At 70.3% G+C, this 12,959-nt stretch carries 16 protein-coding genes; 10 read left to right on the top strand and 6 right to left on the bottom strand.

What is annotated here, in order from left to right:
* Positions 1–3 precede the first annotated feature (3 nt).
* Positions 4–591: a TetR/AcrR family transcriptional regulator gene (locus RSP45_RS15870; RefSeq protein WP_415392677.1), complete on the bottom strand. Its 588-nt coding sequence runs from the start codon at positions 589–591 to the stop codon at positions 4–6.
* Between the two features lie 124 nt (positions 592–715).
* Here RSP45_RS15870 and RSP45_RS15865 point away from each other — a divergent pair, with 124 nt between their 5' ends.
* The 6 genes from RSP45_RS15865 (at position 716) to gluQRS (ending at position 5,987) form a co-directional block, all read left to right on the top strand.
* Positions 716–1,198 carry a hypothetical protein gene (locus RSP45_RS15865; RefSeq protein ID WP_415392676.1) on the top strand — a complete coding sequence of 161 codons (483 nt, stop codon included), beginning with the start codon at positions 716–718 and terminating at the stop codon, positions 1,196–1,198.
* A 15-nt stretch (positions 1,199–1,213) separates the two neighbouring features.
* Positions 1,214–2,377, top strand: coding sequence for an L-lactate dehydrogenase (locus RSP45_RS15860; RefSeq protein ID WP_415392675.1), 1,164 nt, complete (start codon positions 1,214–1,216; stop codon positions 2,375–2,377).
* A 181-nt stretch (positions 2,378–2,558) separates the two neighbouring features.
* Positions 2,559–2,876, top strand: a complete 318-nt coding sequence (locus tag RSP45_RS15855) for a hypothetical protein (protein ID WP_415392674.1) — start codon at positions 2,559–2,561, stop codon at positions 2,874–2,876.
* A gap of 111 nt (positions 2,877–2,987) precedes the next feature.
* Positions 2,988–3,608 (top strand): 50S ribosomal protein L25/general stress protein Ctc, encoded by a 621-nt coding sequence (locus tag RSP45_RS15850; RefSeq protein WP_415392673.1) that lies wholly within the window; start codon positions 2,988–2,990, stop codon positions 3,606–3,608.
* Positions 3,609–3,783: 175 nt separating this feature from the next.
* Positions 3,784–5,139 carry a methylenetetrahydrofolate--tRNA-(uracil(54)-C(5))-methyltransferase (FADH(2)-oxidizing) TrmFO gene (gene trmFO / locus RSP45_RS15845; protein WP_415392672.1) on the top strand — a complete coding sequence of 452 codons (1,356 nt, stop codon included), beginning with the start codon at positions 3,784–3,786 and terminating at the stop codon, positions 5,137–5,139.
* Positions 5,140–5,144: 5 nt separating this feature from the next.
* A complete protein-coding gene (gene gluQRS / locus RSP45_RS15840) occupies positions 5,145–5,987 on the top strand; it encodes a tRNA glutamyl-Q(34) synthetase GluQRS (protein WP_415394093.1) in 843 nt (280 codons plus the stop codon).
* Between the two features lie 68 nt (positions 5,988–6,055).
* Here the strand turns inward: gluQRS and hisI are convergent, their stop codons facing one another.
* The gene (gene hisI, locus RSP45_RS15835; RefSeq protein WP_415392671.1) at positions 6,056–6,412 is read right to left on the bottom strand and encodes a phosphoribosyl-AMP cyclohydrolase; all 357 of its coding nucleotides are present in this window, start codon (positions 6,410–6,412) and stop codon (positions 6,056–6,058) included.
* Positions 6,413–6,470: 58 nt separating this feature from the next.
* On the opposite strand from hisI, the gene RSP45_RS15830 reads away from it, so the two are divergent.
* Positions 6,471–6,899 carry an iron-sulfur cluster assembly scaffold protein gene (locus RSP45_RS15830; RefSeq protein WP_415392670.1) on the top strand — a complete coding sequence of 143 codons (429 nt, stop codon included), beginning with the start codon at positions 6,471–6,473 and terminating at the stop codon, positions 6,897–6,899.
* Here RSP45_RS15830 and hemC read toward each other — a convergent pair.
* A complete protein-coding gene (gene hemC, locus RSP45_RS15825; protein ID WP_415392669.1) occupies positions 6,896–7,870 on the bottom strand; it encodes a hydroxymethylbilane synthase in 975 nt (324 codons plus the stop codon). The genes RSP45_RS15830 and hemC overlap by 4 nt on opposite strands.
* 71 nt (positions 7,871–7,941) lie before the next feature.
* On the opposite strand from hemC, the gene hemE reads away from it, so the two are divergent.
* Both hemE and RSP45_RS15815 read left to right on the top strand, forming a co-directional pair.
* Entirely contained in the window at positions 7,942–8,985 is a 1,044-nt protein-coding gene (gene hemE, locus RSP45_RS15820; RefSeq protein WP_415394092.1) for a uroporphyrinogen decarboxylase, read from the top strand.
* Between the two features lie 9 nt (positions 8,986–8,994).
* A complete protein-coding gene (locus RSP45_RS15815; RefSeq protein ID WP_415392668.1) occupies positions 8,995–9,870 on the top strand; it encodes an EamA family transporter in 876 nt (291 codons plus the stop codon).
* Between the two features lie 140 nt (positions 9,871–10,010).
* Here RSP45_RS15815 and hemF read toward each other — a convergent pair whose 3' ends face one another.
* Positions 10,011–10,913, bottom strand: a complete 903-nt coding sequence (hemF, locus tag RSP45_RS15810; protein WP_324329957.1) for an oxygen-dependent coproporphyrinogen oxidase — start codon at positions 10,911–10,913, stop codon at positions 10,011–10,013.
* An 80-nt stretch (positions 10,914–10,993) separates the two neighbouring features.
* Here hemF and RSP45_RS15805 point away from each other — a divergent pair, with 80 nt between their 5' ends.
* Positions 10,994–11,404: a hypothetical protein gene (locus tag RSP45_RS15805; protein WP_415392667.1), complete on the top strand. Its 411-nt coding sequence runs from the start codon at positions 10,994–10,996 to the stop codon at positions 11,402–11,404.
* A gap of 25 nt (positions 11,405–11,429) precedes the next feature.
* Here the strand turns inward: RSP45_RS15805 and RSP45_RS15800 are convergent, their stop codons facing one another.
* The gene (locus tag RSP45_RS15800; RefSeq protein WP_415392666.1) at positions 11,430–12,464 is read right to left on the bottom strand and encodes a class I SAM-dependent methyltransferase; all 1,035 of its coding nucleotides are present in this window, start codon (positions 12,462–12,464) and stop codon (positions 11,430–11,432) included.
* 18 nt (positions 12,465–12,482) lie between these two features.
* Positions 12,483–12,815, bottom strand: coding sequence for an ATP-dependent Clp protease adapter ClpS (gene clpS / locus RSP45_RS15795; protein WP_073064767.1), 333 nt, complete (start codon positions 12,813–12,815; stop codon positions 12,483–12,485).
* Positions 12,816–12,959: the final 144 nt, after the last annotated feature.

The following is a 12,959-nucleotide window of genomic DNA, read 5'->3' as shown; positions in this document are numbered from 1 at the left end:
CGATCATCCCGCCCCCACCGCACCGCGGACAAGCCCCCAGTAGTGGTCCGCCACCGCCTGCCGGTCCAGCCGCCCGCCCTCGCGGAACCAGTTGGTGACCCCGGTCAGCATGGCGATCAGCGCCATGGTGGTCAGCCGCGCATCCGCCAGCCGCATCACCCCCACCGCCGCACCCTCGCGCAGGATCGCGGTCAGCGCGTCCTCATACCGGCCGCGCAGGGCGGCGATGGCGGCGTGGTTGTCGGGGGAAAGATTGCGCAGTTCCATGTAGCTCAGGAACACCGAATCGGCGTGGTCCAGCGAATAGGCGATGTGAAAGCGCACGAAGGCTTCCAGCCGGTCCAGCGGCGGGGCGTCGGGGCCGTCGCCCCAGGCGGAAAGCAGGTCCTCCATATGCTCGACCAGCAGCCCGGCCAGCAGCGCCTGCTTGTCAGGCGTATAGGCATAAAGCGCCCCCGCCTGCACGCCCACGGCAGCGGCGATCTGACGCATCGAGACGGCGGCATAGCCATGCCGCGCGAAAAGCCTTAGCGCCGCCTGCCGGACAAGCGGCCCGGTGATCGCGGCATGGGAACCTGTGGTACGGGCCATGGCGCCGTTCTAGGCCATGGCACGCGTTGGGGAAAGATGCCCGCGCGCCCCCCGGTGCCCCCGGGGTCATCCGCGGCGCCCGACATGCTTGCCGCGCCGGGCCGCAGTTTCTATCGTGCCCGCGATGTCCAGCCGCCCCCTCATCCGCCGACTCGCCCCGCTGGCCGCGCTTGCGGTGCTGGCTGGCTGCGGCGATCCCGGCGGCGGCGACTATCCGCGGCTGCTGCCGCTGTCGCAGCTGAACGCGCCGCCCGCAGTCCCCGCCCACGCGGCCGAGGCCGCCGCCGACCCGTCCGCGGTCGAGACGTCGCTGCGCGCCCGGCAGGCCGCGGCCCGCCGCCACGCCCCCGAAAGCCCTGTCACCGGCGACGCGGCGCTGGCCGCCCGCGCCGCCGCCCTGCGCGCCCGCGCCGGGGCGCTGGCCGCGACCGACCCGGCCGCCGCCGCGCCCACGCCCGCAACGGAAACCGACCCCGAAACCGCCGCGCGAGCCGAGGCCCTGCGCCAGCGCGCCCGCGACATGCTCAACCCCGGCGCGGCGGGCGACCTGCCGCCCTGCCCGCCCGGAACCGCCGATCCCCAAGCCGCGGGCTGCGCGCCCGACTGACCCAAGAGAGACCCCATGCCCGTGATCACCTGCATCGACGACCTCAAGCGCCTGCACAAGGCGCGCACCCCGCGGATGTTCTACGACTACGCGGAATCGGGCAGCTACACCGAGCAGACGTTCCGGGAAAACACCAGCGACTTCCAGCAGATCCGCCTGCGCCAGAAGGTGGCGGTCGACATGACCAACCGCAGCCTTGCATCCGACATGGTGGGGCTGCCGGTGTCGATGCCGGTGGCGCTGGCGCCGGTGGGGATGACCGGGATGCAGCGCGCCGACGGCGAGATCAAGGCCGCGCGCGCCGCCGAAGAGGCCGGCGTGCCCTTCTGCCTGTCCACCATGTCGATCTGTTCGATCGAGGATGTGGCAATGCACACCTCGAAACCCTTCATGTTCCAGCTTTACGTGATGAAGGATCAGGAATTCCTGGAAAACATCATCGCCCGCGCCAAGGCCGCGCGCTGTTCGGCGCTGGTGCTGACGCTGGACCTGCAGATCCTGGGACAGCGGCACAAGGACCTCAAGAACGGGCTGTCGGCGCCGCCCAAGCTGACGCTGTCCTCGATCGCCGATCTGGCGACGCGCTGGCGCTGGGGGCTGGAGATGTTGCAGACGAAACGACGGTTCTTCGGCAATATCGTCGGCCACGCCAAGGGGGTGACCGACACCGCCAACCTGGCCAGCTGGACGGCCGAGCAGTTCGACCCGCAGCTGGACTGGACCAAGATCGCCCGCATCCGCGAGCTGTGGGGCGGCAAGCTGATCCTCAAGGGGATTCTCGACGCCGAGGACGCCCGCATCGCTGCCGATTTCGGGGCCGATGCGATCATCGTGTCGAACCACGGCGGCAGGCAGCTGGACGGGGCGCTAAGCTCCATCCGGGTGCTGCCGGAAATCGTGGCGGCGGTGGGCGACCGGATCGAGGTGCATCTCGATTCCGGCATCCGCTCGGGGCAGGACGTGCTCAAGGCGCTGGCGCTGGGGGCGCACGCGACCTGGATCGGGCGCGCCTGGGTGCACGGGCTGGGCGCGCTGGGGCAAGAGGGCGTGACCGCCGCGCTCGAGGTAATCCGCAAGGAGCTGGACGTGACCATGGCGCTGTGCGGCGAACGCGACATCCGCAACGTCGGGCGCCACAATGTCATGGTCCCCGCCACCTGGGGCAGCGATTACGTCTGACCGCCGATCCCCAAACTGTGATCCGCCGCCACCCCGCCCGGGTTTATCCTGTGCCTGGCCGACAGTTCCATGCCTCGCGCAGGAGCAGGCGGGGCGTTTCGGTCTGATCGGCCGGACTCCGATGCAGCTGCTCCGGGGAGTGACGCTGATGACGATTCGTTCGGGATGGATGGCCGCAGCGATGGTCCTGCTTATGGCCGGCGGGGCCCAGGCCCAGACCGCCGCGACCGGCGACGGCGGAATGACGTTTTACACCTATGACCAGGATACCGGCGGGGTCTCGACCTGCTATGACCAATGCGCCCAGAACTGGCCGCCGTTTCTGGGCGAGGCCGGCAGCGACCGCGGCGAGGGCTGGACGCTGGTCGAACGCAGCGACGGGACCATGCAATGGGCATATGACGGCCGCCCGGTCTATTACTATGCCGGCGATGCCGCCGCGGGCGACAAGGCCGGGGACGGCAGGGGCGGCGTGTGGCATGTGCTGAGCGCGGACTAGGTCCCCTGCGCGGATGTTGGCGCTTTCCTTTCCGCCCGCGCGCGTGTATAGGCGCGGCTTCCGGCCATGCACCCTTGGAGGATGGCCGGCAGCAACCTGAAAGGAATAACTATGGCCAAAGAGATCCCTGATCTGGTGGCCGAGGCACGCGCGGGGACAGGCAAGGGGGCCGCCCGCCAAGCTCGCCGCGCAGGCAAGGTGCCCGGTATCGTTTACGGCGACGGGAAAGACCCGCAGCCGATCCAGCTCGACTTCAACCCGCTGCTGACCAAGCTGCGCGCCGGTCGCTTCATGTCCACGCTGTGGAACCTGAAGGTCGAGGGGCAGGACGACGTGCGCGTCATCTGCCGCGGCGTCCAGCGCGACGTGGTCAAGGACCTGCCGACGCATATCGACTTCATGCGCGTGCACCGCAACAGCCGCGTGAACCTGTTCGTGAACGTCGAGTTCATCAACCACGAGGACAGCCCCGGCCTGAAGCGCGGCGGCACGCTGGTGGTGGTGCGCCCTGAGGTCGAGCTGGTGGTGACCGCTTCGGACATCCCCGAGCAGATCACCATCGACCTGACCGGCCGCAAGATCGGCGACGTGATCCACATCAACGACGTGGAACTGCCCAAGGGCGTGCGCCCGACCATCGAGCGCAACTTCGTCATCGCCAACATCACCGCGCCCTCGGGCCTGCGGTCGGACGACAACGAAGCCGAGGCCGAGGAAGCCGCCGAGGCCTGATCGCCCCGACACGCGAAACTGCAAGGGGCGGTGCCACGGCGCCGCCCTTTTTTCGTTCCGCCCTGCCCCTTGCCCGAAAGGCCCATCTTCTGTCCCCAAATGTCCCGGGGTCCGGGGCAGAGCCCCGCCTGGCTTCCGCCTTTCCCGCCGCCTGCGCTGCTGCTAGACCGCCCCCATGACCGAACCCATCCATATCGTCGGCGCCGGCATGGCCGGGTCCGAGGCCGCCTGGCAGGCAGCGCAGGCGGGCGTGCCCGTGGTGCTGCATGAAATGCGCCCCCATGTCGGCACCTTCGCCCATCGCACCGGCGACTGCGCCGAGATGGTCTGTTCCAACAGCTTCCGTTCCGACGACGACGTGAACAACGCGGTCGGGCTGCTGCATTGGGAAATGCGCGCGGCGGGCGGGCTGCTGATGGCGGCGGCCGACCGCCACCGCCTGCCCGCGGGCGGCGCGCTGGCCGTGGACCGCGAGGCGTTTTCGGCCGAAGTCACCGCCACCCTGCGCGCCCACCCGCTGGTCAGCATCGCCAGCGGCGAAATCACCGCCCTGCCCGACAGCGGCAACTGGATCATCGCCACCGGGCCGCTGACCTCGGACGCGCTGGCACAGGCGATCCGGGCCGAGACCGGGACCGAATCGCTCGCCTTTTTCGACGCCATCGCCCCCATCGTCCACGCCGAAACCATCGACATGGGAATCGCCTGGCGGCAGTCGCGCTATGACAAGGGCGAGACCGAGGCGGAACGCACCGCCTATATCAACTGCCCGATGACCCGCGCCGAATACGAGGCCTTCATCGACGCGCTGCTCGCCGCCGACAAGACCGAGTTCCGCGAGGGCGAGGAGTCATCCGTCCCCAACCCCACCCCTTACTTCGACGGCTGCCTGCCGATCGAGGTGATGGCCGAGCGCGGGCGCGAGACGCTGCGCCACGGCCCGATGAAGCCGGTCGGGCTGACCAACGCCCACAAGCCGGATGAAAAACCCTATGCGGTGGTCCAGCTGCGCCGGGATAATGCGCTGGGAACGCTGTATAATATCGTCGGATTCCAGACCAAGATGAAATACGGCGCGCAAGTTCAGGTGTTCCGCATGATCCCGGGGCTGCAAGAGGCCGGCTTTGCCCGGCTGGGGGGCATCCACCGCAACAGCTTCCTGAACTCGCCGACGCTGCTGGACGGGCGGATGCGGCTGCGCGCGCGCCCGCATATCCGCTTTGCCGGACAGGTGACGGGGGTCGAGGGTTATGTGGAAAGCGCCGCCATGGGCCTGCTCGCCGGGCGGATGGCCGCCGCGCAGGCGCTGGGGCGTGACTTGGCGCCTCCACCCGGCACCACCGCCATGGGCGCGCTGGTCCACCACATCACCGGCGGCGCCGAGGCAAAGACCTTCCAGCCGATGAACGTCAATTTCGGGCTGTTCCCGCCGGTCGAGGCGCGCGGCGGTCGCCGCGGCCGCAAGGATCGCTACCCCGCCTATACCGAGCGCGCCAAGCAGGATTTCTCCGCGTGGCTGGCGGCGCAATAGACGGGATCAGGCGGACGCGGTTTGCGCCCTCGCCCACCGGGCCGCTGCATCTGGGCCACGCCTTCGCCGCGCTGACCGCGGCACGGCTGGCCGACCCGGGGCAGTTCCTGCTGCGGATCGAGGACATCGACCGCTCGCGCTGCCGCCCCGAATGGGAGGCGGCGATCTACGAGGACCTGCACTGGCTGGGCCTCGACTGGCCGCAGCCGGTCATGCGCCAGTCCGAGCGCCTGCCCGAATATGCGGCGGCGCTGGACCGGCTGGCGGCGATGGGGCTGCTTTACCCCTGCCGCTGCCGCCGCGCCGATATCGCAGCGGCACTGTCGGCCCCGCAAGAGGGTGCGCTGGGTCCCGACGGCCCGGTCTATCCCGGCACCTGCCGCGGGCGGGCGATGGCCGAGGCCGGGCCGGGCGACGCGATCCGGCTGGACGTGGCCCGCGCCTTTGCCACGCTGGGGCTGGACCGGATCGGCTTCATGGACGAGGCGGTGCTGCCCGGCCAGCGTCACGAGCTGACCGCGGCGGATTTCATCAGCGGCATCGGCGACGTGGTGCTGGCGCGGCGCGGGATGGGGACCAGCTATCATCTGTCGGTGGTGGTGGACGATGCCGCACAGGGGATCACCCTGGTCACCCGCGGCAAGGATCTGTTTGATTCCACCTATATCCACGCGCTTCTTCAGGCGCTGCTGGAGCTGCTGCAGCCGCTGTATCATCACCACCGCCTGATCCGCGACGACAGCGGCAAGCGCCTGGCCAAGCGCGACGACGCGCGGGCGATTGCGCTGTATCGGGCGCAGGGGGCCTCGCCTGCCGATATCATCGCCATGGTGTTCGGGGGCGGGTGAAGTCTTCTCGCCCGGCGCCTTCGTCAGCGCCGCATGGGTATTTGGGCCAGAAAGAAGTCCCTGCCGGGTCAGTCCTCGGGCGCCATCAGCTCGACCTCGGCGCCGTCGCGCAGCGCGGTGTAGAAGCAGCTGCGGCGGTTGGTGTGACAGGCGGGGCCGGTCTGCTCGATCAGCAACAGCAGGCAGTCGCGGTCGCAGTCCAGCCGCATGTCCACCAGCCGCTGGATGTGGCCCGAGGTCTCGCCCTTGATCCAGAAGCTCTGCCGCGAGCGCGACCAATAGGTGACGCGGCCGGTCTGCAGCGTGCGGGCGACTGATTCGGCGTTCATCCAGGCCAGCATCAGCACCTGACCGGTCGCGTGGTCCTGCGCGATGGCGGGGATCAGGCCGTTTGCGTCATAGCGCAGGCTGGCGGGGTCGAACATCGGTTTTCCTTTCGGCTGTGGGTGCCTATCTAACGGCCAGAGCCCAAGGGGAAAAGCGATGGCCGATGATGACATGATGGCGCTGTATTCACGCAGGCTGCTGGCGCTGGCATCCGACATCCCGCATCTGGGGCGGCTGGCGGCGCCGACCGGCAGCGCCTCGCGCCGTTCGCCGCAATGCGGGTCCACCGTAACCGCCGATGTGGTGGTGGCGGGCGGCGTGGTCACCGAGTTCGCGCAAGAGGTGCGGGCCTGCGCGCTGGGGCAGGCCTCGGCCGCGGTGCTGGGGGCTGCGGTGATCGGCCGCACCCCGGCGGAACTGGCCGCCGCGCGCGATGCGATCCGCGCCATGCTGACCAGCGGCGCCCCCGCCCCCGAGGGCGTGTTCGCCGAGGCCGAGGCCCTGACCCCGGCACGAGAGTTCCCTAACCGCCACGCCTCGATCCTGCTGGCGTGGGAGGCCGCGGCCGAGGCCGCCGGCGCCTAGGCCGGAGGCGAAGAGCGGCTGGGGTCGATCCCGATCAGGTCGAAGAAGGATTGCGGGGCCCGGGACAGCAGTTCCTCGGCCAGATCCAGCCCCATGGCGGGGCCGTCGGCCGCAAGCCCGCGGCGCTCGCCGGTGACCGACAGCGAGCCGTCGGGCAGCAGGATCTCGCCCCGCAGCCACAGCTGATTGCCGTCCAGCAGCGCCAGCCCGGCAATGGGGGTCTGGCATGAACCGTCCAGCCGGCGCAGATAGGCCCGTTCCGATTCCACCCGCAGCGCGGTGGGCCGGTCGGCGATGGCCGCCAGCAAGCCGGCCGCAATCTCGTCGCCCTTGCGCCGTTCCACCCCGATGGCGCCCTGCGCGACGGCGGGCAGCATCTCTTCGGGCTCAATCGCGCCCCTGACGACTTCCAGCAGCCCCAGCCTTGTCAGCCCGGCCATGGCGAGGAAGGTCGCCGCCGCCACGCCTTCATCCAGCTTGCGCATCCTTGTCTGCACGTTGCCGCGGAACTCGACCAGCTGCAGGTCGGGGCGGCGATGCGCCAGCTGCGCGCGCCGGCGCAGGCTGGAGGAACCCACCGCCGTGCCCGCCGGCAGCTCGGCGATAGACCCAAAGCGGCGGCTGACGAAGGCGTCGCGCACGTCCTCTCGCGGCAGGTAGCAGTCGATCACCAGCCCGTCCGGTTGCAGCACCGGCATGTCCTTCATCGAGTGCACGGCGATGTCGATGCTGCGGTCCAGCAGCGCATCCTCGATCTCGCGGGTGAACAGGCCCTTGCCGCCGATCTCGCGTAGCGGCCGGTCCAGCACCCGGTCGCCGGTGGTCTTGATGACGTGGATTTCAAACGCAGCCTCGGGCAGCCCATGGGCCGCCATCAGCCGGTCGCGGGTCTCATGCGCCTGCGCGAGCGCCAGCGGAGAGCCGCGGGTGCCGATGCGCAACGGGCGTTCGGGGGAAGGGTGTGCGTCCATGGCCACGGGTTAGCCCCACGGCGGCGGCTTGACAACCGCCCCCCCGCTGCGATGAAGGGCGCATGACTGCGATGCCCACCCCCCGCCCGACCAAGACCCTCCTGCGTGCCCTTGCCGGAGAGAGGCTGCCCACCCCGCCGATCTGGATGATGCGGCAGGCCGGGCGCTATCTGCCCGAATACCGCGCGACCCGGGCGCAGGCCGGCGACTTTCTGTCGCTGTGCTACACGCCGGATCTGGCGGCCGAGGTGACGCTGCAACCGATCCGCCGCTTCGGCTTCGACGCGGCGATCCTGTTTGCCGACATCCTGCTGATTCCGCAGGCGCTGGGGATGGACCTGTGGTTCGTCACCGGCGAGGGGCCGCGGCTGTCCACCGTCACCACCCCGGCCGAGCTGGCGGCGCTGAAGCCGGCTGACGCCGTGCATGAGACCCTGGCCCCGGTCTATGAAACCCTGCGGATCCTGTCGCGCGAGCTGCCGCGGGAAACCACGCTGATCGGCTTTGCCGGCGCGCCCTGGACGGTGGCGACCTATATGGTCGCGGGCCGCGGCGGGCTGGAGCAGGCCCCCGCACATGCGCTGAAGGACCAGGACCGCGCGACGTTCCAGGGGATCATTGACCTGGTGACCGAGGCGACGATCACCTATCTTTCCGCCCAGATCGAGGCGGGGGCCGAAGTGGTCAAGCTGTTCGACAGCTGGGCCGGCAGCCTGCGCGGGCAGGATTTCGACGATTTCGCGCTGGAGCCCACCCGCCGCATCATCGCCGCGCTGAAACAGCGCCACCCGGATATCCCGGTGATCGCCTTCCCGCGCGAGGCGGGGGAGCGCTATGTCGGCTTTGCCCGCGCCACCGGCGCCAATTGCGTGGCGCTGGACAACTCGGTCGCGGCGGAATGGGCGGCGGAACATGTGCAGAAGGACGGCTGCGTGCAGGGCAACCTTGCGCCCGGGCACATGGTCACCGGCGGGCAGGCGCTGGTGGACGAGACGCGGCGGATCGTCGCAGCGTTCTCCAATGGGCCGCATATCTTCAACCTCGGCCACGGCATCACCCCGGATGCTGATCCCGACAACGTGGCGCTGATGATCGAAACGGTGCGCGGCGGCTGACACCCAGCCATGTGGATCGCGGCGACCCTGATTGCCTCGCTGGCGCAGACGGGGCGCAATGCCGCGCAGATGGGGCTGACGGCGCGCATCGGCACCATGGGCGCGACCGGCGTGCGCTTTGTCTTCGGCCTGCCGTTCGCGCTGCTGTTCCTGGCAATGGCGGCGCTGGCCGGCCCGGTTCCCGTCCCGGATGCGACGGTATTCGGATATGCGGCGCTGGGGGCGGTGGCGCAGGTCGCGGCGACGGCGCTGATGCTGACGGCGATGCGGCATCGGGGCTTTGCCGTCGCCACCGCGCTGATCAAGACCGAGCCGGTGACGCTGGCGCTGATGGGCTGGGCGATGCTGGGCGACGCGCTGTCGCCGCAGCGCGCGCTGGCAATCCTGGTGGCGACGCTCGGGGTGCTCATGGCCTCGGGCCGGGGGTGGAGGCGCGCGGCCCCCGGTCCGGCGCTGCTTGCGATCGGGGCGGGCGCGCTGTTCGGCCTGTCGGCGATCGGTTTTCGCGGCGCGATCCTGGCGCTGCCCGAGGGGGGCGAGGTCGTGCGCTCCACCACCGTGCTTGTCATCACCCTGGCCCTGCAGACCGCGATGGTCGGCGCATGGCTGGCGCTGGCCGACCGCGCGGCTTTGCGCGGCATGGCCGCCGCATGGCGGGAATCGCTGGGCGCGGGGTTTCTGGGGGCGCTGGCCTCTCAGTTCTGGTTCATCGCCTTTGCACTGACCCCGGCCGCGAATGTGCGCACGCTGGCGCTGGTCGAGATCGCCTTTGCCGCCGCCATCAGCCGCCACCGGCGCGAGGCGATGTCGCCGACCCAGCTTGCCGGCATGGCGCTGATCCTGATCGGCGTCGCCTGGCTGATCCTCGCTGGCGCGAGCGGCTGACTCCTCGCGGTTTCAGCCTGTCTTTGGTGTAGAAATATCCCGGGGCTTCCGAGCGCCCGGAAAACGGTCCGGTGGACCGTTTTCAGCGAGGAAGGCCACGGCAGTGGCCCGGGGCAGAGCCCCGGGCCGGCATCGCCCCGCTAAACCCACTTCGCCAGCGGCGGCAGGCTCATCAGCACCGCGTCGGGGTCGTGCCCGGTTTCCAGCCCGAACTTGGTGCCGCGGTCATAGACGAGGTTGTATTCCGCATAGAGCCCGCGGTGGATCAGCTGCGCGTCCTTGTGGCCTGCGTTCCACTCGCGCCCCATGCGGCGGCGGACCAGCGGCAGGAAGGCGGGCAGGAACGCCTCGCCCACCGCCTTGGTAAAGGCGAAATCCGCCTGCCAGTCACCGCTGTTCAGGTCGTCATAGAAGATGCCGCCAACGCCGCGGGCGCGGCCGCGATGGGGGATGAAGAAATATTCGTCCGCCCAGGCCTTGAAGCGGTCATAGTAATCCGCGCCATGCGGGGTGCAGGCGTCGCGCAGCGTGTCGTGGAAATGCGCGGTGTCCTCGGGGTATTCCAGGCAGGGGTTCAGGTCGGCGCCGCCGCCGAACCACCAGGCGTTCGGGGTCCAGAACATCCGGGTGTTCATGTGCACCGCCGGCACATGCGGGTTCTGCATATGCGCGACCAGGCTGATGCCGCTGGCCCAGAACCGCGGGTCGCTGTCCATCCCCGGCACGCCGCGCGCCGCCATCGCCGCCTGTGCGCGGGGGGCCAGCGTGCCATGCACCTCGGACCAGTTCACGCCGACCTTCTCGAACACGCGCCCGCCGCGCATCACCGACATGATGCCGCCGCCGCCATTACCGGCGCGCTCGGTCGGGGTCACCTCGAAGCGGCCGGGCGCCGGCGGGCCCGCCGCGGGCTCGCCCCCGGTCTCGCCGTGGGCCATGGCGCCGCCGGCCTCGTCCTCCAGCGCCTCGAACGCCTCCACGATCCGGTCGCGCAGGTTGCGAAACCACAGCGCCGCCTCGCGCCGTTCGTCGATCATGTCCATCCCGAAAGCCCCTTTCGTGATTTGCGCCAGCGTGCCGGGCGCGCTACCCTGTCGATCCGTCCTGACTAAGGCGAGCACCGATGACCCGCAACCTGACCCTTGCCGCGCTTGGCTGCCTGATGCTCGCGTCCTGCGGGACGCCGCAGGAGCAGTGCGTTTCCCGCAACACCCGCGAATACCGCACCGTGGCGAACCTGCTGCAAGAGGTCGAGGGCAATCTTGCCCGCGGCTATGCATGGGAAGAGCGCACCGTCTGGCGCCCCGAGTTCGACACGTGCAGCCATGTGGTGCGCGACAAGGACGGCAACGCCCATATCATCCGCCGCGGCTGCTGGCGCGACGTCGCGGAAACCGAACGCTACCGCGTCCCCATCGACCCTGCGGTCGAGCGCCGCAAGGCCGACGGCCTGCGCTTGCGGCTGACCGAGCTGACCCCGGGGGCCGAGGCCGCGGTGCGCGCCTGCCGCAGCGCCTATCCCGAGAAAAAATAACGGCCCACCCGGCAGGCGCGGCGCCCTAGCGCCGGCGCCGCCGTGTCTTCGGCTGGCCGGCGCCCTTGCCCGCCGGCGCCTTGCGCCCCGCGCCGCTGGCAGAGATGATCTTGAAGCGGCTGTCGCCGCCGATTTCCTGCACATCCCCGAAATGCTCGGCCAGCACGGCTTCATAAGGCAGATGCCGGTTGGCGACCATCCACAGCCGCCCGGCCCCCGTCAGGAGCCCCGCCGCGGCGCGGATGAACCGCGCCCCCAGATGCGGGTCGGCAGCGCGGGTTTCGTGAAAGGGCGGGTTCATCACCACCCCGTTCACCGGCTCGGGCAGGCGGAAGGTGGTGGCGTCGGCCCAGTGGAACTGCGCGCGCGGGTCGGTGATGTTGCGGCGCGCGCATTCCAGCGCGGCGTGGTCGGCCTCGACCAGATGCAGCTGCTCGACGCCGGGATGGGTCAGGATCTGCGCGGCCAGCCAGCCCCAGCCCGCGCCCAGCTCGACGATGCGGGTGGGCAGGCGCTCGGGCAGCGCCGCGGCCAGCGCCTGCGAGGCCGGGTCCGGCCCGTCGGCCGAAAACACCCCCGGCGCGGTGACGAAACCGCCCGCGATCTGATGCTGGCGCCCGGCCCAGTCCGGCGGCAGCCAGTCGCCCGCAGGCAGCGTCACCCGAAAGATCTTGCCATGCGCGCGCGACTGCACCTGGTCCACCGGGGCGAGTTCGCGCAGCTCGCGCAGGACGGAATCGACGCCATCGGTCTTTTGCCCGTCGATCCACAGCGCATCCCCCGGCGCCAGCGCCGCGGCGGCGGCGGCGATGCGGGCCCGCGCCTCGGCCCGCGCCCGCGACAGGAACACCACGGCCGCGTCGGCCCGGCCCTCGGGCCCCGCGGCGGGGGCGGTCAGCACCCGGAACCCCTGCCCCGCCACCGCGTCATGCAGCGGCCGGAACCCCTGCACCACCAGCGTGCGCGCCGGGTCGAAAGGCGCAACATCGCCCGGCCCCGCCCCGATCAGCAGCAGCTTTCCCGCGGGCGGGTCGATCAGTTCAAGCCGTGATCCGGCCATCTATGCGGTCCCCGCCATTTATTCCTTTTCCATGGTGCATTGCAGCGGGTGCTGCTGGCGGCGCGCCAGCTCCATCACCTGCGCGACCTTGGTTTCCGCGATCTCGTGCGAGAACACCCCCACCACCGCCACCCCCTTGCGGTGCACGGTCAGCATGATCTCGATCGCCTGCGCGTGGGTCATGCCGAACAGCCGTTCCAAGATATGGACCACGAACTCCATCGGGGTGAAATCGTCGTTCAGCAGCAGCACCTTGTACATCGGCGGGCGCTGGGTCCGCGGCTTGGTCTTGACCGCGACCCCCGCCTCGCCTCCGCCATCGGGGGGCGAGGGCGGCGCAGGGTCGGTCATGCGCGGGGTATCGGTCGAAGACAGCGTCACGGGCAGCTGGTCCTGGCTGGTCAGGGGCATGGCGGTTTGCCGTCCGAATATAAGGATCGCGGCGGGCAAGGAAAGGCCCGGGCAGAGACGCGCGCCCGGCGGAACACGGCCTGA

This window comes from Paracoccus sp. SJTW-4, assembly GCF_047716885.1.
GTDB lineage: Bacteria > Pseudomonadota > Alphaproteobacteria > Rhodobacterales > Rhodobacteraceae > Paracoccus > Paracoccus solventivorans.
Note: the sequence above shows the minus strand (reverse complement) of the source record. Positions and strands in the feature narration are given on the sequence as shown.